Origin of the sequence: Sediminivirga luteola (assembly GCF_014639315.1) — a bacterium.
Lineage (GTDB): Bacteria > Actinomycetota > Actinomycetes > Actinomycetales > Brevibacteriaceae > Sediminivirga > Sediminivirga luteola.
Genome location: NZ_BMFY01000010.1, coordinates 128,597 through 152,087, shown reverse-complemented (window position 1 = coordinate 152,087; position 23,491 = coordinate 128,597). Strand labels below are relative to the sequence as shown.

General features: G+C 68.2%; 18 protein-coding genes. 8 read left to right on the top strand and 10 right to left on the bottom strand.

What is annotated here, in order from left to right; translation table 11 throughout:
• Positions 1-85 precede the first annotated feature (85 nt).
• Together IEW13_RS12035 and IEW13_RS12030 are read right to left on the bottom strand one after the other, a co-directional pair.
• Complete coding sequence (locus IEW13_RS12035) at positions 86-2,365, bottom strand: transglycosylase domain-containing protein (protein ID WP_229745128.1); 2,280 nt, start codon at positions 2,363-2,365, stop codon at positions 86-88.
• Between the two features lie 470 nt (positions 2,366-2,835).
• Positions 2,836-4,341, bottom strand: a complete 1,506-nt coding sequence (locus tag IEW13_RS12030; RefSeq protein ID WP_188551159.1) for a CCA tRNA nucleotidyltransferase — start codon at positions 4,339-4,341, stop codon at positions 2,836-2,838.
• Between the two features lie 81 nt (positions 4,342-4,422).
• On the opposite strand from IEW13_RS12030, the gene IEW13_RS12025 reads away from it, so the two are divergent.
• The 7 genes from IEW13_RS12025 (at position 4,423) to IEW13_RS12000 (ending at position 14,542) form a co-directional block, all read left to right on the top strand.
• The gene (locus IEW13_RS12025; RefSeq protein WP_188551158.1) at positions 4,423-4,908 is read left to right on the top strand and encodes an NUDIX hydrolase; all 486 of its coding nucleotides are present in this window, start codon (positions 4,423-4,425) and stop codon (positions 4,906-4,908) included.
• A gap of 3 nt (positions 4,909-4,911) precedes the next feature.
• Entirely contained in the window at positions 4,912-7,290 is a 2,379-nt protein-coding gene (locus IEW13_RS17505) for a DUF6049 family protein (protein WP_229745127.1), read from the top strand.
• Between the two features lie 2 nt (positions 7,291-7,292).
• Positions 7,293-8,963, top strand: coding sequence for a murein biosynthesis integral membrane protein MurJ (gene murJ, locus IEW13_RS12020; RefSeq protein WP_308420822.1), 1,671 nt, complete (start codon positions 7,293-7,295; stop codon positions 8,961-8,963).
• Between the two features lie 231 nt (positions 8,964-9,194).
• Positions 9,195-11,852 (top strand): hypothetical protein, encoded by a 2,658-nt coding sequence (locus IEW13_RS12015; protein ID WP_188551156.1) that lies wholly within the window; start codon positions 9,195-9,197, stop codon positions 11,850-11,852.
• A gap of 169 nt (positions 11,853-12,021) precedes the next feature.
• Positions 12,022-12,999, top strand: a complete 978-nt coding sequence (gene trxB, locus IEW13_RS12010; protein ID WP_188551155.1) for a thioredoxin-disulfide reductase — start codon at positions 12,022-12,024, stop codon at positions 12,997-12,999.
• 22 nt (positions 13,000-13,021) lie between these two features.
• The gene (gene trxA, locus IEW13_RS12005; protein ID WP_188551154.1) at positions 13,022-13,342 is read left to right on the top strand and encodes a thioredoxin; all 321 of its coding nucleotides are present in this window, start codon (positions 13,022-13,024) and stop codon (positions 13,340-13,342) included.
• A 78-nt stretch (positions 13,343-13,420) separates the two neighbouring features.
• Complete coding sequence (locus tag IEW13_RS12000) at positions 13,421-14,542, top strand: N-acetylmuramoyl-L-alanine amidase (RefSeq protein ID WP_188551153.1); 1,122 nt, start codon at positions 13,421-13,423, stop codon at positions 14,540-14,542.
• Positions 14,543-15,838: 1,296 nt separating this feature from the next.
• On the opposite strand, the gene IEW13_RS11995 is transcribed toward IEW13_RS12000, so the two are convergent.
• From IEW13_RS11995 to rpmH, 8 genes are all read right to left on the bottom strand, one after another.
• Positions 15,839-17,098, bottom strand: coding sequence for a ParB/RepB/Spo0J family partition protein (locus tag IEW13_RS11995; RefSeq protein ID WP_188551152.1), 1,260 nt, complete (start codon positions 17,096-17,098; stop codon positions 15,839-15,841).
• Positions 17,095-17,985, bottom strand: a complete 891-nt coding sequence (locus tag IEW13_RS11990; RefSeq protein WP_188551151.1) for a ParA family protein — start codon at positions 17,983-17,985, stop codon at positions 17,095-17,097. Before IEW13_RS11990 ends, IEW13_RS11995 begins: the two co-directional genes overlap by 4 nt.
• Before the next feature lie 136 nt (positions 17,986-18,121).
• Positions 18,122-18,739, bottom strand: coding sequence for a 16S rRNA (guanine(527)-N(7))-methyltransferase RsmG (gene rsmG, locus IEW13_RS11985; protein WP_229745125.1), 618 nt, complete (start codon positions 18,737-18,739; stop codon positions 18,122-18,124).
• 112 nt (positions 18,740-18,851) lie between these two features.
• Positions 18,852-19,418, bottom strand: a complete 567-nt coding sequence (locus IEW13_RS11980) for a Jag family protein (RefSeq protein ID WP_188551149.1) — start codon at positions 19,416-19,418, stop codon at positions 18,852-18,854.
• Between the two features lie 11 nt (positions 19,419-19,429).
• A complete protein-coding gene (gene yidC / locus IEW13_RS11975; RefSeq protein WP_188551148.1) occupies positions 19,430-20,404 on the bottom strand; it encodes a membrane protein insertase YidC in 975 nt (324 codons plus the stop codon).
• 93 nt (positions 20,405-20,497) lie between these two features.
• On the bottom strand, positions 20,498-20,857 hold the full coding sequence (gene yidD / locus IEW13_RS11970; RefSeq protein WP_188551147.1) for a membrane protein insertion efficiency factor YidD: 360 nt from the start codon (positions 20,855-20,857) through the stop codon (positions 20,498-20,500).
• Positions 20,854-21,195, bottom strand: coding sequence for a ribonuclease P protein component (gene rnpA / locus IEW13_RS11965; RefSeq protein ID WP_188551146.1), 342 nt, complete (start codon positions 21,193-21,195; stop codon positions 20,854-20,856). Before rnpA ends, yidD begins: the two co-directional genes overlap by 4 nt.
• Positions 21,196-21,222: 27 nt before the next feature.
• Entirely contained in the window at positions 21,223-21,360 is a 138-nt protein-coding gene (gene rpmH / locus IEW13_RS11960; RefSeq protein WP_188551145.1) for a 50S ribosomal protein L34, read from the bottom strand.
• 374 nt (positions 21,361-21,734) lie between these two features.
• On the opposite strand from rpmH, the gene dnaA reads away from it, so the two are divergent.
• Positions 21,735-23,399, top strand: coding sequence for a chromosomal replication initiator protein DnaA (dnaA, locus tag IEW13_RS11955; protein WP_188551144.1), 1,665 nt, complete (start codon positions 21,735-21,737; stop codon positions 23,397-23,399).
• Positions 23,400-23,491 lie beyond the last annotated feature (92 nt).

Genomic DNA, 23,491 nt, shown 5'->3' with positions numbered 1-23,491 from the left:
GCACGCCGGGGACGGTCACATGCCGAGACAACGCGCCCAGCCCTTCAGCGTGCCGCGTCGGCCTACCCGTGAGCGCGCCGGGACGTCAGTCGCCGCCGATGCCGTTGTCCGGCAGATCCGGCAGCTGCGGATTCGGAGCGGTCGGCTGGGGGTTCGGCGGCTGCGTCGGCTGCTGGGTGGGACCGCCCCCGCCGCCCTCGTTGTTGCCGTTGCCGCCGGAGTCACCGGAGCCGTCGTCCCCGCCCTCGGAGCCGTTACCGCCCTCATCGTCGCCGGAGCCCTCGCCCTCGTCATCGCCCTCGGGCTCGGGCGCCTCGGTCTCCTCCGGGCGGCTCTCCTGACCGCCGGAGCCGGAACCGGTGCGGTTCCGCTGCGGCGGCGCCGGCTGGTCCGGGTTCGCCGGACGCTCCACCTGCGGCAGCTCACCGCGGGCCGGGAACTGCTCCACCGGCTCGCCCTCGAGGACATCGGCCATGTACTGCGTCCACAGCTGGACGGGGAAGGACCCGCCGGTGATGCTGCTGCGACCGCCGTAAGCTCCGATCGGGATCGGCTGACCGGCCTCGTTCTGCCGGTACATCGACACGGCGGTGGACAGCTGCGGCGTGTATCCCACGAACCACGCGGACTGGTTGGACTGCGAGGTGCCGGTCTTTCCCGCCACCGGACGCCCCAGGTTCGAGGCGTACGAACCGGTGCCGCCCTGGACCACCTGGGACAGGGCGTAGCTGGTCTCGGCCATGACCGCCTCGTCGAACCGCTGATCGCCCTCGTGCTCAGCCTCGTGCAGGACCTCGCCCTCGGTGTCCAGGACCCGTTCCACCGAGTAGGGCTGCCGGTACGAGCCGTTGGCGGCGAAGGTGGCGTAGGCGCTGGCCATCTGAAGGTTGGTCGGGCTGGGCGTGCCCAGCACGATGCTGGGGGTCTCCCGCTGCGCCTCCATGGCTTCCTCCGGGATACCGGCCCGCGCGGCCACATCGGCGGTGGCTTCCGGGCCCACCTGAAGGCTCAGCTGCGCATACGGAGTGTTCATGGACTGCTGTGTCGCGCGCAGCAGGGTGACGGTGCCGTAGCTCTGATTGCCGTAGTTCTGCACCGGACCGCCCCAACCGGTCGGGGACATCGGGCTGCGGCCGTCGTAGTAGTCAGTCAGCCGGATGCCGTTCTCGAAGCCGGCCACCAGCGTGAACGGCTTGAACGCCGAGCCGGCCTGCGCGACGTCCTGCGTGGCGGCGTTCTGCTGCCGCTCCAGGTAGTCCTCGCCGCCGTAGAGCATCTTGACCGCGCCGGTGTCGGGGTCGATGGTGCTCATCGCCACCTGGAATCCGTCCGGCTTGGGCTCGGGCAGGTCCGCGACCGCTTCCTCGGCGGCGCGCATGGCGTCGGCGCTGAACGTGCTGGTGATCTCCAGCCCGGCGCGGTTGAGGTAGTCCTCCTCATAGCCGAGCTGGTAGATCAGATAGTCCTTGACGGTCTGCAGCAGATAGCCGTTGGGGCCTTTGTACTGGTTGGCGTCGGCGCTGCGCGGCTGCACCTCCGGCAGTTCGGCGGCGTCCGCCTCGGCCTGCGTGATGTAGCCCTCGCGGACCATTCCGGAGAGCACGTAGCGGAAACGCTCCTCGTACACCTCCGGCTCCACCGCCGGATCCGCGGCGCCGGGCCGCTGGATCATCGCCGCCATCAGCGCGCTCTCGGCGAGGTCCAGTTCCGAGGCCGGCTTGCCGAAGTAGTCCTGCGCGGCCACTTCGATGCCGTAGTTCTGCCGGCCGAGGTAGATGGTGTTGAGGTAGTTGGCGAGGATCTCGTCCTTGGTCTGCTGCTCGTCGATCTTCAGCGCGATGAACATCTCCCGGATCTTGCGCTCCAGGGAGTGGTCGTTGGTCAGGTAGAAGTTCTTCACGTACTGCTGGGTGATGGTGGAGCCGCCGCCGGCGTAGTCGTCGGTGACGACGCCCCACACGGCGCGTGAGAGCCCGGTGAAGGAGATGCCGCGGTTCTCGTAGAAGCTGCGATCCTCGGCGGCGACGGTAGCCGCGCGCATCGGCTCGGAGATGCCGTCGATGTCCACCAGCACGCGGTTCTGCTCGCTGAAGGTGCCCAGCACGGTCTCGCCGTCGTCGAAGTAGACGGTCGAGGTCTCACCGGCGGCTTCCGGGTTCGGCTCCGGGACGTCCGTGACCGCGTAGCCGATGGTGAATCCCGCCACGGCGATGAAGAGCATGCTGAGGACGCCGATCAGGACCAGGCGGACGGTGGGGACCCACCGCATGACGCCGGTCTTGCCGTGCCGGGGGTAGTTCAGCAGATTCGGCCGCTGCCGCCCGCGCTTGGCGGCGGCTCCGGCGGGCTTCTTGCTGGGTGACACTCGGTTCCTCACTGGTGATGGTCGTCAGTCGGGCGGGACGTCGTGGAGACCTCCCACGGCACGAAACGTGCGAGAAGCGCCCTCACTCCCGTAGGAGGGGCGATCATCCGCGTGCCGGGTCTGGCGCCCTGGCACAAACGGAAACGACTATCCAGCATGACACGCCGTTCTGCAAAAAACCTGGGTACCCCACGCGCCCATGCCCGCCTGGTCGCCTCCAACCTCCCGGCCGAGCTCATCGCCCCTCCAGCCACGACTGAGGCCCGCAGTCCCATCGCCAACCCCCACCAAGTCTGAGCCCCAGTCCCATCGCCAACCCCCACCAGGGCTGAGGCCCCCCGACAGCCCGCAGGCGGGGCGGGGGTGGGGGTCGCAGGCGTGGATGGGCCTGGCCGTCCCGGCGAGGCACGAGCCGGGACTGGATGCCTGCGACCCCCACCCCCGGTCCGACCCCACACGAGACACCGGCCTCAGCCCTGCACAGACTCCCACCAGGCCCGCAACCGCCGCGCAGCCTCTTCCTCGCCCAGCGGCCCGTGCTGCATCCGCTCCTCCAGCAGGAAAGCGTAGGCCTTGCCCACCAGCGGGCCCGGGGGGATGTCCAGCAGCGCCATGATCTGCTTGCCGTCGAGGTCCGGGCGGATCGCGTCGAGCCGCTCCTTCTCCTGCAGCGCGGTGATCCGGCGTTCCAGATCGTCATAGGCGTGGGCCAGCCGTTCGGCTTTGCGCCGGTTCCGGGTGGTGACATCGGAACGGGTGAGGATGTGCAGGCGGCTCAGCAGAGGCCCGGCATCCGTGACGTAGCGGCGCACGGCGGAGTCGCTCCAGCCGGCGTCGCCGTAACCGTAGAAGCGCAGATGCAGCTCCACCAGCCGCGCCACGGCCTTGGTGGTGTCCTTGTCGAAGCGCAGCGCTTTCATGCGGCGGCTCACCAGTTTGGCTCCCACCACGTCGTGGTGGTGGAACGTGACCTGGCCGCCAGGCTCGAACCGCTTGGTGTCCGGTTTGCCGCAGTCGTGCATCAGCGCGGCGAATCGCACGATGAAGTCCGGGGACTCGATGTCCGGTTCCTGCCGTTCCAGTTCGAGGTCCACTGCCTGATCGAGCACCGTGAGGCTGTGCCGGTAGACGTCTTTGTGCCGCCGGTGCTCGTCCCGCTCCTCGCGCATGCGCGACAGTTCCGGCAGCACGTGGTCCGCCAGTCCCGAGTCCACCAGGACCTCGATGCCGCGGCGCGGATGCGCGCCCTTCATCAGTTTGACCAGTTCGTCCCGGACCCGCTCGGCGGAGACGATGCCGATCCGATCGGCCATGTCCCGCATCGCCGCGAAGACATCGGCGTCCACCGTGAATCCCAGCTGCGAGGCGAAGCGAGCGGCGCGCATCATCCGCAGGGGATCGTCGGTGAAGGAGTCCGCGGGCGCGCCGGGGGTGCGCAGCCGCCTGCTGAGCAGATCGCCGAAGCCGTCGTGAGGATCGACGAAGGTGAGTTCGGGCAGCCGGATCGCCATGGCGCCGATGGTGAAGTCCCGGCGGACCAGGTCGTCTTCCAGGCTGCTGCCGAAGGCCACCTGCGGTTTCCGCGAGTCCGGGTCATAGGCCTCGGCCCGGTAGGTGGTGATCTCCACCTGCTCGCCGGCCAGCCGCAGCCCGATCGTGCCGAACTCCCGGCCGATGTCCCAGTGAGCCTCCGCCAGCGGCTTGATGACCCGCAGGATCTCGTCGGGCGTGGCGTCCGTGGTGAAGTCGAGGTCCGGCATCGGCCGTCCCAGCAGCGCGTCACGCACGGAGCCGCCGACGAGGGCCAGTTCGAACCCGGCCTCGGCGAAGGCTCGGCCCAGAACGCCGACGGTGGCGTCGAGGTCGAGCAGGCGGGCGGCCAGGCGGGCACGCAGGGCGCGTTCGTCCGCGTCCGCGCGGCCGGTCGGGTTCTCGGTAATCTCGGGCTCCTCGTGATGGTTTCTCGCGCAGCACATCCTACCGTCGCGTGCCGCGCCGGCGGTCCGCACCGGCCCGTTCTCCACCATCCTGCCAGGAGGGACACGTATCCTTGACCCATGTCCGAACCCACGCCCAAGCCGGGTCCCGCGCTGACCCGCACCGCCGTCGCCGAGGAGGTGTCCGCCGGGGGCGTGGTCGTGGATTTCGCGGACGCCGGCCGGCCCGTCGCGATCATCGCGCGGATCAACCGGGCCGGCCGGCGTGAGTGGTGCCTGCCGAAAGGGCACCTGGAGGGCGCGGAGACGCCCGCCGATGCCGCCCGGCGCGAGGTCGCCGAGGAAACCGGCGTCACGGGGGACATCCTGGCGCCGCTGGGCCGGGTGGACTACTGGTTCACGGTCTCCGGGACCCGCATCCACAAGGTGGTGCACCATTTCCTGTTGCGTGCCACCGGCGGGGAGCTCACCATCGAGAACGACCCCGACCATGAGGCGGTGGACGTCGCGTGGGTCCCCATCGCGGAGCTGAGCGGCCGGCTGTCCTTCGCCAATGAACGGCGTATGGTGGAGGCTGCCCGGGCCAAACTGGACCGATTCTCTTAAACCATGACCTTGCGCCTCCTCCTCGCCGGTGCCGCCGCCCTCCTGGCGACGCTCACGGCCCTCGCACCGATGCCCGCCACGGCGGACCGCCCGGCGCACGCACACCCCGCCACCACCCAGAGCCCGGCACAGGACACGGCGCAGAACACGGTGGCGGGCACGGTGCAGGGCACACCGGCGGGCGCGGCGCCGCAGGACACCCCCGGCGGCGCGATCCTCTCGGTGGAGCTCACGGACGTCGCCGCGCGCACCGGCCCCGAGGAGTCCTTGCGCGTGCGCGGGGTACTGCGGAACACCGGTACCGCCGCGGTGGCGGATCCAGCGCTGACCCTCGGCCTGAACCCGCGGAATCTCTCCAGCCGCACCGCGATCGCCTCCTGGACGGGCAACCCGCAGAATCTGCAGGCGGTGGCGACCTCCCGGTCCCAGGGCGATGCGAGCGGCCAGGATCCCGCCCAGGGCGGTGCCGCCGCCGATGACGACGAGGACCTGCGGGTCCCCGAGCTGCCGGACGAGCTCGGCCCCGGGGAGGACATCGCCTTCGAGTTCTCCGTCCCGGGCGGGCAGCTGGGACTTCCCTCCCAGAACGGCGGCACCAACTGGGGTCCGCGGGGGATCAACGTGAACGCCGCCGGCACCGACACCACTGCGGGAACGCGCACCTTAAGCGCGAATGCCCCGGCCTTCACCGTCTGGTATCCCGATCCCGCGCTCGAGCCAACCCGGGTGAGCCTGCTGATCCCCTTCACCGCGCAGGAAGCCACCGGGCAGGACGGCCTCGTCCCGGCCGAGGATCTCGTCGCGGCGACGGCGAGCAATGGCGGCAACGGCGCGGACGGCATCGGGCGGCTGACAGCCCTGCTAGAGACCGCGGAGGCCCACCCCGAGGCGGCCCTGGCCGTCGACCCGCTCCTGCTCGCCTCGATCAGGCACGCGCTTGGCCAGGACAGCCAGGACGAGGACTCCACGCCCCAGGCAGGCGCGGCCATGCCGGCCGAAGAGGAACCCCCGGCAGAACCCTCCCCGCAACTGGAGGCCTGGTACGAGCAGTTCGTCGAGCTCGGGGCTGAACGCACCGTCATCGCACTGCCCTGGGCCGACGCCGACCCCGCCCTGCTCGCGGCCGGGCTCACCTCCGCCGGTGAGGACTCCCAGGACGAGAACCTCCAAGGTGCCCGGGCCCTGCTGGAAACCGCCGATGAGAGTTCCGCGACGATCACCGAAGTCTTTCCCGAAGCGCGCGAGGACGTGGCCTGGCCGGTCCTGGGGCGGGTCAGCACCCACGACCTGGACACCATCGCCGGCCAGAACCGGACCGTCATCCTCTCGGACACCCAGCAGCCCAGCTACCAGCCTTACACCGCATCAGCGCTCAGCAGCCTGACCTCCAGCAGCGAGGCAGGCGCGGGCCGCCAGCTTCAGACCCTCGTCGTCGACGCCGAGCTCTACGGCCTGCTCGGAACCATCGAGCCGGAGGGCACCGGCGCCGACTGGACCGGACGCGGCGCGGCGCTGTCCGCGCTGATGGCCCAGACCGCGGCCATCACCGCGCAGCGGCCCTTCGACCAGCGCACCCTGTTCCTCCCGCTCCCCCGCGAGCACACCGCCGGTGCGGCCGGCACCGCCGCGGCCGTCGACGCCATGGCCGCTGCGCCCTGGCTGGAACTGAGCGACCTGGACGGCCTGCTCGATCGCGAACCGGTCGCTCGCAGCCCGCTGGTCGAGGCGGACCCGGCGTCCGGGGAGCTGGCGCGTGAGCTCGCCGCCATCGGCGCCCAGGCGGCGGAGTTCAACAGCTTCCTGACCGAGCCCGACGAGGCGGATCGCACCATCGGCAGGGTGCTGCTCGAATGCGCCTCGGCGGCCTGGACCCGGCCGGAGGAGCACGACGCCTGCCTGGAGCGGGCCCGCGAGCGCGTGGACGCCTGGACCTCCGCGCTCCACGTGGAGGAGGGCTCCCCCGTGCTGCTGGTTACCGGCGAGGGTACGAGCATCCCGGTGCAGGTCGCCAACCGCGGCACCCAGCCGGCACGGCTGACGGTGAGCCTGCAAGCGCAGACACCCCAGCTGCGGGCGGGCACCTCCGAGACGGTGGAGATCGCCCCGGGGACCACCAGCCGCGTCGAGGTGCCGGTGGAGGGCATCGCGAACGGCGATGTCACCGCGCGCGTGGTGCTGCGCAGCGCGGCGGGCACGGAGCTGGGAACCGAAACCGCCCAGCTGGTGCGGGTCCGTGCCGACTGGGAGGATATCGGCACCGCGATCATCGGCGCCGGACTGGTCCTGGTGCTGCTGGTGGGCCTGCTGCGGACCTTCCGCCGCGGCCGCCGGCGGCTGCCGGAGAACCAGCTGCAGGCAGCCGTCGAACGAGCCCGGCACTGACGGTGCCACGGGAAGCGCGAACAGAAGGAGGCACGGTGGGGCAGTCCGCATCCAGGCTGCGGTCGCTGGCGAGGAGCTCGGCCATCATGACGGCCGGGACCCTCGTCTCGCGGTTGCTGGGGTTCGCCAAGACGATGCTCCTGGTCACCGCTATCGGCGTGACGGTGGGCGGTGCGGCGGACGCCTTCGATGTGGCCAATAAGGTCCCCAACAACATCTACATGCTGCTGGCCGGTGGCGTCCTCAACGCCGTGCTGGTGCCCCAGCTGGTCCGCGCCGCCAAACGGGATGACGGCGGCCAGGATTTCACCGACCGGCTGCTGACCCTGGCCATCGGCCTGCTGCTGATCCTCACCGTCGCCTTCACCGCCGCGGCCGGGCTGATGGTGCGCATCTACGCCAACTCCGGGACCTGGAGCGATGAGCAGCTCGCCCTGGCGACGGCGTTCGCCTACTGGTGCCTGCCGCAGATCTTCTTCTACGGCCTGTACACCCTGCTGGGCCAGGTGCTGAACTCCCGGGAGTCCTTCGGTCCCTATATGTGGGCGCCGGTGCTCAACAACGTCGTCGCCATCGCCGGCATCATCGCGTTCATCCTGCTCTTCGGTCCGGGACCCGAGGGCGAGCACGCCGTCGGCACCTGGACCGGCGGGAAGATCGCCCTGCTCGCCGGCACCGCCACCCTGGGGGTGGTGGCGCAGGCACTCATCCTGATCTGGCCGCTGCGACGCATCGGCTTCAGCTTCCGGCCCCGGTTCGGCTGGCGGGGCGTGGGCCTGAGCATCGCCGGCCGGGTGGCGGGCTGGACGTTCGCCGCGGTGCTGGTCGGCCAGCTCGGGTACATCGCCGTCTCCCAGGTGGCCTCCACCGCGACCAGCGGCGCACAGGGCGACGTCTCGGCCTCGAATGCCGCGTACTCGGTGTCGTATCTGATCTTCATGCTCCCCCACTCCCTCATCGCGGTGTCGATCGCCACGGCGCTCTTCACCCCGATGAGCCGCAACGCCGCCGCCGGCGATGTGAGCGCGGTGCGCGGCAGCCTGACGATGGGCCTGCGCACGGTCGCGATCGTGAACTTCCTCGCCACCGCCTGCGTCCTGGTGCTGGCCCCGCAGATCGCCTACGTCGTCGCCGGCGGTTCCATCGCGCAGGCTGAGGCCATCGGCCACGTCCTGCAGGCGATGATCCTGGGCCTCGTGCCGTTCTCCAGCGCCTATCTGCTGCAGCGCGTCTACTACGCCTACGAGGACGCGCGGACGCCGTTCCTGGTGCAGCTGCCGCAGGTGGTCATCACCACGGCGCTCGTCCTGGCCTGCCTGGCGCTGCCGCGGGAGTGGACGGTGGCCGGCATTGGCGCATCCATGTCGCTGGGCTATGTCTTCGGCGCCACCGCCTCGGCGCTGCTGCTGCGCCGGCGCCTGGGCGGACTGGGACTGGCGGGCATCGCAGGCAACCACGCGCGGCTGGCGGTCGCGGCCGTCGGCGCGGCAGCCGCCGGCTGGGCGGTGAGCCTTCCGCTGGAGCCGATGCTGTTCGCCGGGCGCGCCGGTGCCCTGGGTTCCATCGCGATCATCGGCGCGGTGATGGCCCTGAGCTATCTGGTGCTGACCTGGCTGCTGCGGGTGGGCGAGCTGCGTGAGCTCGGCCGCGCCGTCGCCGCCCGTCTGCGCTGAGCGCGTTCCCGCAGGCCGGCCGCCTGAAACATCGCAGTTCCGTAGGGGTTTCGTTACCCGCCCGTGCCCCGGCTCAAAGGTTCTGCTCAGGCCCGTTCTTGTAAGGTTGGTGGTGCCGTCGACGCCGGTGAGGAGCATGGGCCGCGTACGAGGCGAGAGGCCGGTGCGGGCCGCAGCCCGGACGCCCGCGCCGACGGCGGCGTGAGGATTCCAAAGCGTTCGGAGGTTTCGGTGGGAAACAGCATCGTGCGTGGCGCAGTGATCGCCGCGCGGTATGTGGTTTCCGATCTGGAGCACCCCTGGATCCACGAGCGGCCCGAGCTGGGCACCGTGTGCACCGCCATCGACGCCATCCTGGACGAGCCCGTCACCGCGTACGTGGCTCCCACCGAGACCGCAGGGGACATGCTCGACGCCGCCCGGCGCGCAGCGCTGCTGAGCGACCCCCGGCTGCCGCGGATCCTCGATGTGGGCCGTGACGAGGCGGGCTGGGATTTCTGCGTCACCGAGAACACCGGCGGCGTGTGGCTGCGGACCATCCTGGAGCACGGGCCGCTGGAACCCGCGCAGGTGCGTGCCCTGGCCGGTGAGGTCGCCGATGTCCTGGCCGGCGCCGGCCGCCGCGGACTGCATCACCTCCGGCTCGGACCCGAATCCGTGCAGGTCGACAACGACGGCGGCGTGCACGTGCACGGGCTGGCGATCGACGCCGCGGTGGCCGACCACACGGCGACCACGCATCTGGACGCCATCAGCATGCCGCAGGCTCGCCGGGAAGACGCTCTCGCGCTGCTGGACCTGCTCTATCTGCTGAGCACGGCGCACTGGCCCGGGGAGCAAGCGCGTGAGGGCTTTCCCCCGGCGCCCCGGGCAGACGGGCGTCCGGTGCCGGTCACGGAGCTGAACGCCACGGCGGACGCGGATCTCTCCCGGCTGCTGGACGATGTGTTCGCCGGTCGTGAGCGTGGTCCGCAGTCGCCAGGTGAACTCGCGAAGTACCTCGGCGACTGGGACCGGGAGGAGCTGCGGGGCCTGGCGGGACGCACGCCACCGGCCACGAGCGCGCGCACCGCCGCGGAGGCGCCCGCGCCGCTGACCAAGCCCGGCCCGCCGGTGCCCGTCACCCCGGAGCCTCTGCCGGAGCCCCCGGCTGAGACCGCTGGGGCATCAACGGCATCGGCGACGCCGTGGCCTCCCACCGCAGGAGGCGATCGTCACCGGGCCACGCCCGCCCAGCTCCAGGCGGCAATGCGCCGCATCCGCCGCGAGCGGCCCGGCACCACGGGCCTGGCTGCCGGTTTGATGGAGTCTGATCCGGAAGACCCGCTGGCCGAGGTGCTCTCGATGCGTGCGGCGTCCACCTTCCCGGTGGATGCCGCGGCCCTGCGCGAGGCGGAGAAGCACACTCCGGCCTGGGAACCGGAGGAGCCTGCCGCGGAGTACCCGCTGGAGCCGGCACCCACCTGGGAGGACACGCAGCAGCTCACGGCGTCCGATGAGGCTGCCGGGCCGCTGGCGGACGAGTCCGAGGAGGAGGACGACAGTTCCTGGTTCCTGGGCGGCATGTTCACGACCGATGAGGAGCAGCGCCGGCAGGAGGCTGAGCGGGAACGCCGCGACGCCGAGGACCTGGCCCGGCTCCGCCGCGCGCTCGGAGAACGTTCCCGGCAGCGTGAGCACCGCGCGGGCGGGACCGGACGCGATATGTCCCCCGGCGCCCTGGCACCCTCTGCTCCGGCAGAGCCCCGCCCGCCGGCTGGGGCCGGCGACGGCCAGCAGACGGATCCGGCGCATGGCTCCGAGAGCGAGGAGTCTCCCGCCACCCAGGCACTGCCCATCATCGAGGCGCCCGCAGAGAATGCCGATGCAGCCGAGCCGGCCGGGCGGAGCGAGCTCCTCGGCGCAGCACCGCCGCCGCCCGGCGCCCCCGCATCACCAGCGCCCACGTCGCCTGCGCCCGATCCTGCCGGATCCGCTGCCGAGGACCACACCGGTGACGACGTCGCTGAGGGTGGTGGGGCCGTTCAGGCGGAGCACGGAGACGGCGAGGGCCCGTCGCCGGCGAGCGACGGCAGGGACGGCCGCACCCGCACACCGCTGAGCTTGAAAGGTGGCGAGGCTGCCCGGACGAAGCGAGCGCCCGCCCTGCGTCCCGGCCCGGAGAAGACCCCGCGCCCCGCCTCCCAGGGCGTGAAGGTCGCACCCGCGGCACCGGCGGCCACGGCTGCCACCGCCGCGGCGTCCACCGGCCCCGCCCCGGAGGATCAGGAGGAACGACGCCGCAGGATCGCCCTCATCCTTGCGGTGCTGGCGGCGGTCGTCATCGTGGCGGTCGTCGTGGGGCTGGTCCTGGTGAACCGGGACGGTGAGCAGTCCGCGCTGCCGCCGGCACCGACCGCGGAGACCGAGGAACCCCAGGGCGGCGAGGAAGAGGATGAGGAAGAGCCGGAACCCGAACTCGTGAACCCCGTGGTCATCGGCGCGGAGGACCTCGATCCGGAGGGCGACGGGGAGGAGAAGCCCGAGCTCGTGGACAATGTGCTGCCCGGCGTGAGCGGCGCGTGGATGACGGACACCTACAACTCCCCTGAGTTCGGCAATCTGAAGTCCGGTCTGGGTCTGCGCCTGGATCTGGAGGAGGAAGCCGATCTGGGTGTGGTGGAGCTCATCTCCTCCGCGGCCGGCGGAAGCTTCGAGATCCGCGCCGGCGATGACGATCCGGCACAGGCCGAGGTGCTGGCCACGGGAAGCTTCCCCTCGGGCACTGAGCGGATCGAACTCGACGAGACGGTCCGGACCGGGCACTTCTTCCTCTGGATCACCGAGCTTCCCGCCGACGGCGGGGGATATCGTGCCGTCATCGACGAGGTCTCCGCCGCAGCCGAATAGGACGGAGGAACCGCTCGTGGAGGGTATGGAGCGAGAGGCGGGTGCGAGCCGCGTACCTCCCGATCTCACGCCGCACGGTCAGGCAGACCCGGTAGCCTCAAGGAATAACGTTCCGGATCGGATGGTTCGAGAACACTGTAGACGCGGTATCGAGGAGAAGGAACGGTCCATGACAGCAAGGGAACTCGTCATCGTCGGCTCTGGGCCGGCCGGCTACACGGCGGCGATCTACGCTGCCCGTGCCAATCTCAATCCGCTCGTGATCGCCGGGTCCGTCACCGCTGGTGGCGAACTGATGAACACCACCGAGGTGGAGAACTTCCCGGGCTTCCCGGAGGGCATCCAGGGACCGGACCTGATGGAGAACATGCGCGCCCAGGCCGAACGGTTAGGGGCGGAGATCGTGTACGACGATGTCACCTCGCTTGAGCTCAGCGGCGAACTCAAGCACGTGGAGACCGCGCTGGGCACCTCGGTCGACGCCAAGGCCGTCATCCTGGCGACCGGCTCCGCGTACCGCGTGCTCGGCTTGGATAACGAGTCCACGCTCTCCGGCCGCGGCGTGAGCTGGTGCGCCACCTGCGACGGCTTCTTCTTCAAGGACCAGCACATCGCGGTGGTCGGCGGAGGCGACTCCGCCCTGGAGGAGGCCACCTTCCTGACCCGCTTCGCCGCCAAGGTCACCGTGGTGCACCGGCGCCAGGAACTCCGGGCCTCAGCTGCGCTGCAGGATCGTGCCAAGGCGGACCCGAAACTCGAGTTCCTGTTCGATCACGAGGTCGCCGCCATTCACGGCGAGGACAAGCTCAGCGGCCTCACGGTTCGCAACACCGTGACCGGGGAGCAGAGCGAGCTGCCGGTGACCGGCCTGTTCGTCGCGATCGGCTCCGATCCACGCACCTCGCTGTTCTCCGATCAGCTCGAGATGCGAGCCGATGGCTACCTCGCCGTCGATGGCCGGTCCTCCCGCACGAGCCTTCCGGGTGTCTTCGCCGCCGGCGATGTCATCGATCCCGTCTATCGCCAGGCCGTCACCGCCGCCGGTTCCGGATGCGCGGCCGCCCTGGACGCCGAGCACTACCTCGCCAGCCTCGCCACTGCGGCGAAGGCCGGCGCGCCCGGCAGCACCGTGGCCGCGCAGAGCTGAACCAACAACCCAAGGAGACACCATGTCACAGGAAGTCACCGACAGCACCTTCAAGGCGGAGGTCCTGGACTCCGAGCAGCCCGTCCTCGTGGATTTCTGGGCTCCCTGGTGCGGCCCGTGCCGCCAGGTCTCGCCCATCGTGGAGGAGATCGGCGAGGAGTACGCCGGAAAGCTCAAGGTCGTGAAGGTCAACACCGACAACAACATGGAGACGGCTGCCAGCTACGGCATCACGTCCATCCCAGCGCTGTACTTCTTCAAGGGCGGTGAGGTCGTCAAGAGCGTGATCGGGGCACGGCCCAAGCCCGCACTGGTGCAGGAGGTCGAAGAGGTTCTGGCCTGATCCGTCGTTGTGTAGGGTGGTGGTCCGGCCCCGGGCTCGTGTACCGGGGCCGGACCGCTATCCGGTAAGGCGATCACTATGACCGAGAGCTCATTCCCGCACCATCTCACGGTGGGCGACTCACACCCGCGCCTGCCCGTGCTGAAGGACCAGCTGCGGCGGGCCGGCTACGACATCCCGGCCGCCGAAGACGAGACCGTATTCGATCGTAGGTTCTATTCCGTGCTACGGCAGTTCCAGCAGCAGCGAGGACTGCTCGCCGATGGCGTGCTGGGCCCCGAGACGCTCATGCACATCGAGTACTCCCGCTACCGTCTGGGCGACCGCGTGCTGCGCTTCGATCCGGTACGCCCGCTCCGCGGGGACGATGTCGCCGAGCTGCAGGCGCGGCTCCGGCGCCTGGGCATGTATCCGCATGTCATCGACAGCGTATTCGGTGACGGGACGGATGCGGCGCTGCGCGAGTTGCAGCGCGATCTGGGGCTCCAGGCTGATGGCGTCTGTGGCCCCGCGACGCTGCGCGGCTTCGCGCAGATCAGCAAGGACGTCGGGGGCGGCAATCTTTTCGCGCTCAGTGAGAAGGCACGCGTCAGCCGCGCCGGGAGTTCCCTGGCCGGCAAACGGGTGTTCCTCGAGGCGGACATGCTCGGCACCTCGGGGCCTCGGCCTGATTCGCCGGCGCTGGACATCGCCCGTCGGCTGGATCGCAGATTCTCTGCCATCGGCACGACATGCATCCTCCGGGACGTCGGCCAGACGGACCCTCGTCTTCCCGACAAGCTCGGCGCCGATGTGGTGATCTCGATCAGCACGGATCGCAACGCATCTCCCCACGCGTCGGGCCTGGCGACGTTCTACTATGGCAGCGCCGACGACGCGCCGGACGTCAGCCCGGTGGGCGCGGCTCTTGCCGAGACGATCCACCGCGAGATCCTCGCCCGCACCGACCTGCACGACTGCTGGTCCCATGCACGCACCTGGGAGTCCCTGCGCGAGTTGTCCACCCCCAAGGTGCACGTGGTCGCGGGGTACGAGACCAGTGCGTACGACTCCCGGCGGCTCGGCAACCCCGCATTCCGCGATGTGGTGGCCGAGGCGATCCTGGTTGGCGTACAGCGGCTCTACCTTCCGGACCACGCGGAGCCGCAGACCGGTGTGATGAGCATCGACCACATCATGGCCTCCCGTCAGGTGTCCTGAAAGCCGCCTCGCGGTCCTCTCCATCCTGTCTATGCGGACCGCACCATCATGAGTCCCCTGAACGCCGCATGCTCGCGCTACCGTCGTACCACGATCGCTCACGCCCTGCGCTCGCGCCGCCTGGTCCCGGGCGCCGCTCCTTCGCCCGGGTACTGCCCCGCGCATGTGCACTTTTCGCATGACGTTTCTCGTTCCGTGCGGCCACGTGTTGCGCTCACGCACGCTTCTGGCCCGTCGTTGAGTCGTTAACCGGCCACGCTCACTCAGCCTGCGCCTGGCATGGTCGATCGTTCACGCGCGGCATTCCCGTGCCGGAGCGGGACTCCTTCAGACCACGAAAGCCGGCTGTCGTGGAGCCACAGCCATCTCTCTCGTTTCACGTGAAACAGCCCGTCCCGCCCTAAGACCCCATGCCGTGCTCCCCGTGCTCCCTGCGCCCGATGGGCACGCAGGAGCTACACAGCACTGCGGTCCTTCAGAGTCGCCACCGTCCACCATCGAGAAGCGTGGCTCCATTAGCCACCGTTTCACGTGAAACACCTCCGTCGGTAGGCGAGCATCAACGGGAGGGGCCTGCAATCCGTGCCTCTACCCTCCGCACCGGCCGGGCCCGTTGCCGCGAGCACGCATTCAGGCAGGCCAGGTACCGCGCGTCTCAGCTGAAGGCGACCATGCACGAACGGCAGACCTAGCCCCAGCATGTGAGTCCCAGGGCCCCTACCACATCATCACTGCCAGCGTCACTGAGCGCGCCCGATCGGCGCCATATAGGCGAGCGACAAAGTGCTGTGCATGCAGAGATGCGTTGTTCTGCGTGACCGGCAGGCACGTGGCACATGTTTCATGCGGCCGCAGTTCCGACCCGATCCTCCGGACGGACCCGCGATGTGAATGGAGGTTTCACGTGAAACGGGCGGGGCGTTCCTCTTGCGCCCGGTGTCTTCTTCTCAACCCGTGCCTCCCTCGCCTCGGATCCTCTCGCGCGCCCCAGCGCCCCACCCAGTCCCTGGTCTAGCCCACGGCAGTTGCATCCCCACGTCCGGCGTCCGCCTACGTCCTATATGCGTAGACCCAAGCAGCGCCAAGTCACCGCCCCATGCCAGATCATCCGCACCTACGCCCGACCGCAAACACGTTCTCGGCGACAGCGTTTCCCAGGGAGCGACGGCTTCGCACTGCCGCGGTACAGCGGTCTGCGGTCGCGGTGGCAGTGTATCGCCCGCAGCGAACGTTTCACGTGAAACGCCGGGGGACCCCGCCCATGGTGGGGTCCCCCTTCAACGCCCCGGCATGTACTTACTCCAGGCCCAGTTCTCCCAGTACCCGGCGGAGATCATCCACGCTGGCGAACTCAACGCTGAGCTTGCCTTTACGTTTACCCATGCTGATACTCACCCGTGTATCCAGCTTGTCCCCGATCTTCGTCGCAAGCGCATCCAGCTCGGGGTTCGAAACACGCTGCGTCCGCTTCCGCTCCGGCGCATCGTCATCGCGGTTAAGCAGGGCGACAGCTTCTTCCGTCGCACGAACGGACAGGCCCTCCGCCACGATGCGCTGTGCCAGCACCTCAGTCTTCGAAGCGTCCTGCAAGCCGAGCAAAGCCCGCGCATGCCCGGAGGATAGCACGCCTGCTGCAACCCGGCGCTGCACGAGCGGCGGCAACTTCAGCAACCTCAGGGTGTTGCTGATCTGCGGACGCGAACGACCGATCCTTGCTGACAGTTCCTCTTGGGTGCACTCGAAGTCATTGAGGAGCTGCTGGTATGCGGCAGCCTCCTCCAGCGGATTCAAGTCCACCCTGTGCAGGTTCTCCAGCAACGCGTCGCGAAGGAGGTCCTCCTCTTGGGTCTGCTTTACGATGGCCGGGATCGTTGCCTTCCCAGCGAGCTTGGACGCGCGGTAGCGCCGTTCGCCCATGATCAGGGCGTAGCGTGGCGAAGTCTCACGCACCGCGCGCACGACCACCGGCTGAAGAACGCCGATTTCGCGGATCGAGTGCGCCAGCTCGTCCAGAGCGTCTTCATCGAATACATCGCGGGGCTGACGCGGATTCGGCTCGATGTCACTGAGCTCGATCTCACCGAAGTAGACGCCCTCGACGCTGAGGAGCCCTTCGACTTCTGTCGTTTCACGTGAAACGGCGACTGAAGCCTCGGCCGACGACTCCTTCGGCGCACGGGGAGCGGCCGCCTTCTTTGCGACCGATCCGCCAGAGCGCCCCCCGGTTGCGCGATTGGTCCCGGAGGCCGTCCGTGAGCCCTTCCTCGCCGGAGTCTTCGATGTCGAGCTACCCGCACCGGCGTCGGCGGACTTGGCTGCAGTGCCGCCTGTGGCATCGGCACCGGGGGCTTTGCTCCGGGTCGGGGCAGCTTTGCGCTGAGTCTTTCTGTTCCGGACATTCGCGCGCATGCTCTGTGCAGGGTCTTTGGACTCCACAGAGCGGCTGCTGCCTTCTTCCTGCGCAGGGAAGAAAACATCCACAGGCCTCTGGGCCTCCACCGAGTTCGGGATCAGTGCGCCGAGGCCGCGTCCAAGCCCCTTTTTCTTCTCAGTCATCGAACCGCCCTCTCCGCGATTTCCTCAGCTGCTTCCCGGTACGACAACGCTCCACTTGAGTTCGTGTCATAAGTGATGACTGTTTGCCCGTAGCTCGGTGCCTCAGAAACACGGACCGAACGAGGGATCGTGCTCTCCAGGACCTGCTTGGGGAAGTGCGCGCGCACATCATCCGCGACCTGAGCACTCAGGTTCGTGCGCCTGTCGTACATCGTGAGCAGAATCGTCGAGATCGACAGCTCAGGATTGAGATGCTTCTGGATCAGCTGGATCGAGTTCAGCAGCTGGCTCAGACCTTCGAGCGCGTAGTACTCGCACTGGATCGGGATCAGCACCTCGCTCGCCGCGACGAAAGCATTGACGGTCAGCAGACCGAGGCTAGGCGGGCAATCGATGAAGACATAATCGACACGACGGCCGGCGGCCGCTTCCTCTTTGAGGTAAGCGTCCAAGGCGGTCTTGAGCCGCTGCTCGCGTGCCACCAGGGAGACAAGTTCGATCTCCGCGCCGGCGAGGTCGATCGTGGCCGGCGCGCAGCGCAGGTTCTCGATATCCGGGCACTCCTGCACGATGGACGAGAACGGCTCTCCGCCGATCACCACGTCATAAACGGAATTGACATCCTGTGTATGCGGGATCGACAGCGCCGTACTGGCGTTTCCCTGCGGGTCGATATCCACCACTAGAACGCTCAGTCCCTGGAACGCCATCGCCGCTGCCAGGTTCACCGTCGTCGTGGTCTTACCGACGCCGCCCTTCTGGTTCGCCACCGTGAAGACCCTGGTCTGCGGGGGCTTGGGGAAGGTACGTCCGCGAAGACGTGCCGCTCGGGTCTGATCGCGGGCGAGCTCGGCGCCCAGGGGCGTCGAGTCATCCATCAGGGGCATACTGGTCTCCGATGAGAGGGGAATCTACTACCCCACTAGCTTAGCGCTTGGAGCCCGCACGGGGACCGCCGTAAGCCGGTGACGCACATGCATGTTTCACGTGAAACGCAGTCAGATAATCTTCCGTCGAGAATTCTCAGCGCCGCGTCGCCACGACGACGCGGCTTGGCTCTGCCAGGACGGCAGCGCCCACTGTGACGACTCTTGCACCGTCCAGCCGCAGCCTTCGCAGTGTCTTCCCGGCCTTCTCGATCTCGTCCTCCGCACTGCGGCCCTTCATCGCGAGCATCCGCCCGCCGGGGCTCAGCAGCGGCGCCGTCCACGGCACCAGGCCGGAAAGCGCCTTCACCGCGCGTGAGGTGACGGCGGAGAAGATCTCCTCGTCCACAAGATCTTCAGCGCGTGCGCGCACCACGCGAACGTTGTCGACGCCGAGATCATCGCAGACCATCTCCAGCCACTCGACCCGCCGCTCCAGCGGCTCGATCAGGGTGATGGACACATCCGGACGAGCGATGGCAAGCACCAGGCCGGGAAGGCCGGCCCCGCTGCCCAGGTCCGCGACCGGCCCCTGCTCACCCTCCGGGTCGAAGAGTTCACCCACGGCCGCGCAGTTCAGCACGTGCCTGGTCCAGATCCGGGGCAGCTCCCTGGGGCCGATTAGGCCCCAGCTCACGCCCGTAGTGCTCAGGTGCCCGACGTACTGCTCGATACGAGCCCGCCGGCTTCCGGCAGCACCGAAATAAGCGGCCACGGCACGCTCCGGAGCCGGCTCTCGCTGCACCGTCGTATCAGCGGAGGCGCCTGTCTCATATTCCGATACGCCTGTCTCGGAATATGGTCGCCCAGGAGTTGTCATGGGCGTATCAGTCGTCCTTCGGCCGGATCACCACGTGACGATCCCCGCCAGCGCCCTCGGACTCGCTGTACAGGCCAGCCGCAGAGACCTCGTCGTGCACGACCTTGCGCTCGAAGGAGTTCATCGGCGGCAGTGCGATCTGCTCGCCTGTCTCCTTCACCTCGTCGATCGCGGCGAGCGCCTGCTTCTTCAGCGAATCGCGGCGCTGCTCCCGGTGCCCGGCGATGTCCAGCATCAGCAAAGACCGTTCGCCCGTGGAACTCTGAACGGCCAGCCGGGTCAGATCCTGCAGTGCCGAGAGCACCTCGCCATCGCGTCCGATCAGGCGCCGCAGGCGCGAGTCCGCGTCCTCGGCGACGATCGCCACATGAGGCCGCCCGCCGACCACGTCGATGTCGATATCGCCGTCGAGATCGGCGATGTCCAGGAACTCCTCCAGGTAGTCGGCAGCGATCTCCCCCTCGTCCTCGAGGGTCGGGGCCGACTCCGCCGGCTCCGTCGAGTCGGCGGTCACCGTGTCGACCGTGTCCGGCTGGGACTCCTCGGGAGCCTGGGTGTCCACGTTCTCGCTCATATCCACTTCCTCTAAGACTTCTTCTTGCCCGACTGCTTCTTCGCCTGCTTCTTCGCGCGATCCTTGCTCACGGGCTGCTGGCGCTGTCCCTTCGGCGTTTCCTCGGGCTTCTCCTCATCCAGCGGCTTGGCGCCGGGAAGCGGGGGCTTGCCCTTCTTCGCGCGGCGCTCCATGAGCGCCTTCTCCGCGGGGCTACCGGGAGCGGGCATCTGCCGGATGACGTAGAACTGCTGGACCATCGTCCACAGATTCGAGACCAACCAGTACAGCAGCAGGGAGACGGGGAAGAACACGCCGCCCACGGCGAACACCACCGGCATCAGGTACAGCAGCATCTTCTGCTGTTGCATGAACGGGTTGTTCATGGCCGCCTCGGACATGTTCTTGGCCATGATCTGCTTCTGCGTGATGAACATGGTGGCGCCCATCAGCACGATCAGGACGGCCGTGAACACCTTCACCCACATATCGCCTTCGAGGAAGGTGATGTGCAGCGGGATGCCGAAGATCTCCGAGTTGATCAGCTGACCGGCCAGTTCTGCGTTGTACCCGCCGATGGGTTCCCGCACGCCGCGGGCCACATCCTCGGAGTTGAACAGCACGCGGTACAGCGAGAAGAAGATCGGCAGCTGCACCAGCATGGGCAGACAGGAGGACAGCGGGTTCGTGCCATGCTTCTTGAACAGCGCCTGCTGCTCCTCCGCCATCGCCTGGCGGGAGAACTGGTCCTTCTTGCCCTTGTACTTGGCCTGCAAGCGCTGCAGATCCGGCTGGATGAGCTGCATCTTCCGCTGTGAACGGATCTGCTTGACGAAGAGCGGGATCAGCGCGGTGCGGACCACCATGGTCAGGCACGTGATCGCCAGTACCCAGGTCCAACCGCTGACGGGATCCATGCCGAGCCACTCGAACAGCTGGTGGAAGAGCACGAGGATCCAGGCCACCACCCATTTGATGGGCGTGAGGATCGTGTCTATCCAGTCCATCTGGTGTCTTCTCCTTCGTCAGCCTGCGGCGATCTGCGCCCAAGACACTGTTTCACATTCTGCCATTCCGGTGAGGACCCTTCTCAGCTGCCCTCAGTCGTCCCCGGGCCCTGGAGCGCCGCGAAGCATCTTCGAGCGCTGGTCCAGCACCGAGCCGGGCACATAGTCCACTCCGCCGCTGCTCCACGGATTGCATCGCAGCAAGCGCCATGCGGTGCGCATCGTCCCGCGGAGGAGACCTTCATGCTCGAACGCATCGAGCGCGTACTGCGAACAGCTCGGGTAGTACTTGCACACCGGGCCGTAAGTTCTCGAGACCGTCGCCCGGTACGCCCGCATGAACCAGACCGCGGGCATCCGGGGCCCGATCCGCAGCAGGTACCCGAGCCGGGTCATCGTCCCGGCCGAGGGCCCCGGCGCCGGTGGCAGCGAGCTGGGCAGGCGGTCGCTCATCGTTCCGTCCGTCTCAGCGCTTTCTCGATGCTTCGCTGCAGATCCCGGAAGTCCGCCGAGGCGCTGGCGGGCAACGCGCGGACGACGATGTCGGTGCCCTCCGGAAGCCGGCGAAGCTCCTGGTGCATGATGGCCCGCAACCGGCGCTTGACGCGATTGCGGGTCACCGCGTTGCCGACAGCTCTGGAAACGACGAATCCCACACGAGGCGCGTGGGATTCATCGACCGGGCGTTCCGCGCGGTACAGCACCAGGAAGCGTCCACCGGAACGGCGACCCGTGCGGGTCGTCCGGCTGAAATCCGCCGGACGGCGCAATCTGTGCTCCCGCGCGAGCACGCCTCTCCTTTGCCGGGAACCGTCAGATCAGGCGGAGAGGGCCGAGCGGCCCTTGCGGCGGCGCGCAGCCAGGATGGCACGGCCGGAACGGGTGCGCATACGCAGCCGGAAGCCATGGGTCTTGGCGCGCTTCCGGGTGTTCGGCTGGAAAGTGTGCTTGCTCACGTGTCAACTCCACTCTTGCGGGATCTAAGGCAACATCTCTTGAGCCTGTGTCCGAAGGACCCCTTGATACAGCAGGGCTGATACAACAGAGCCAACGTAAGCGCAGCGGTGAGCACTCATGAAGGGAAGACCCTGACGCCTTGAGAGCGTTCTTCGCCCCATCGTCCTTTGCACAGACCCATCCAATTTACGGGTCTCCACAGGGGCCGGTCAAATGCATGCGAAGCACGGCCGGAGTGTGCACAATGGACATCCACATAGTTTTCCACAACGGTGGATAGCGCGCTTCCCCGGCTGTGCCGCTGTCCACGGGTGTGGAAAACTCTGTAGACAGTGCCCGCGCACCTGCCCGCGATCCACATGAAGGAAGTCACGTGCCCCTAGAGTCACCCACCCCGCCGGGAGACGACACCTCGAAGCTCGACGGCGCATGGCGCCAGGTCATCGCGAACCTCTTCGCAGACTCGAGCATCAGCCCACGTCAGAAGGGAACTCTGCGCCTCGCTGCGCCGCGTGCCCTGGTGGGCTCGGAGATGGTCGTCATGGTGACCAAGGACGACGTCACGAAGCGGCAGCTCGAGGGCCCCCTGCGGGACCGCCTGGCAGCCGAGTTCTCGGAAGCGCTGGGCTTTCCCGTGGCTTTCGCCTTCGCTGTGGATCCCGCCCTGGAGGTGGAGCTTCCCGAAGAGCCCGCCGCCTCTGCCGCGCCGCCGTCGCCCACAGGCAGCAGCCAGGTTTCCTCAGCTTCTGCACAGGCACACCCACAGCCCAGCCCATACGGACCCGAGGAGCACGCCCCCGAAACGCCCGCCGATCTGCCGGTCTCGCGGATCTCGCCGCCAGAGGGCCTGCCTCAGCAGTCCGAGGACGCTGCTTTCGCCGCGGCTCCGCCGGACACCAGCGGCCTGATGGGCCGGCAGGGCGCGTCCTCCGCCGGGCAGCAGGTGTCCCACCGGATGCCGGCCAAGGAGGCTCAGGACGGCGATCCGCTCGCCGAGCTCAATCCGAAGTACACCTTCGAGACATTCGTCATCGGCGCATCCAACCGGTTCCCGAACGCTGCCGCGGTCGCAGTCGCCGAGGCACCGGCGAAGGCCTACAACCCGCTGTTCATCTACGGCGAATCAGGACTCGGCAAGACCCACCTGCTGCACGCCATCGGGCACTACGCCAGCGTGCTCTACCCGGGCATCCGGGTGAAGTACGTCTCCAGCGAGGAGTTCGTCAACGACTTCATCAACTCGATCGGCAACAGCACCACCTCCAATCAGCTGCGCCCCTCGTTCCAGCGGCGGTACCGGGAGGTCGACATCCTGCTGATCGACGACATCCAGTTCCTGCAGGGCAAGGACGCGACCGTCGAGGAGTTCTTCCACACCTTCAACGCGCTGCACAACGAGCAGAAGCAAGTGGTCATCACCTCGGATCTGCCGCCCAAGCAGCTGCAGGGGTTCGAGGAGCGGCTGAGGTCACGATTCGAGTGGGGCCTGCTCGCCGATGTCCAGCCGCCGGACCTCGAGACGCGCATCGCCATCCTCCGGCGCAAAGCGCAGGCGGAGCAGCTGGATGTGCCCGGCGACGTCCTGGAATACATCGCCAGCCGCATCTCCTCGAACATCCGCGAGCTGGAAGGGGCCCTCATCCGGGTGACGGCGTTCGCCAATCTGAACCGGCAGCCGGTCGACCTGACCATCGCCCAGACCGTGCTCAAGGACTTCATCACGGAGGAAGAGGCGCCGGAGATCACGGCGAGCACGATCATCATGATGACCGCGAACTACTTCAATCTCTCCTACGACGACCTGTGCGGAACCTCGCGGTCCCGGACGCTGACGACAGCGCGGCAGATCGCCATGTACCTGTGCCGCGAACTCACGGACCTCTCCCTGCCGAAGATCGGCCAGGAGTTCGGCGGCCGGGACCACACCACCGTCATGCACGCCAATAAGAAGATCCGCACGCAGATGGCCGAGCGGCGAACCACCTACACGCAGGTCACTGAGCTCACAAACCGCATCAAACAGCAGCACAAGATATGAAACGGCACATTCACAGCTGTGGAAAACTCTGTGGGAATGTCAGTCCAGGCTGGGTATCCGACCGTGGACAGCCTGCGAGCAGTCGTGGACCG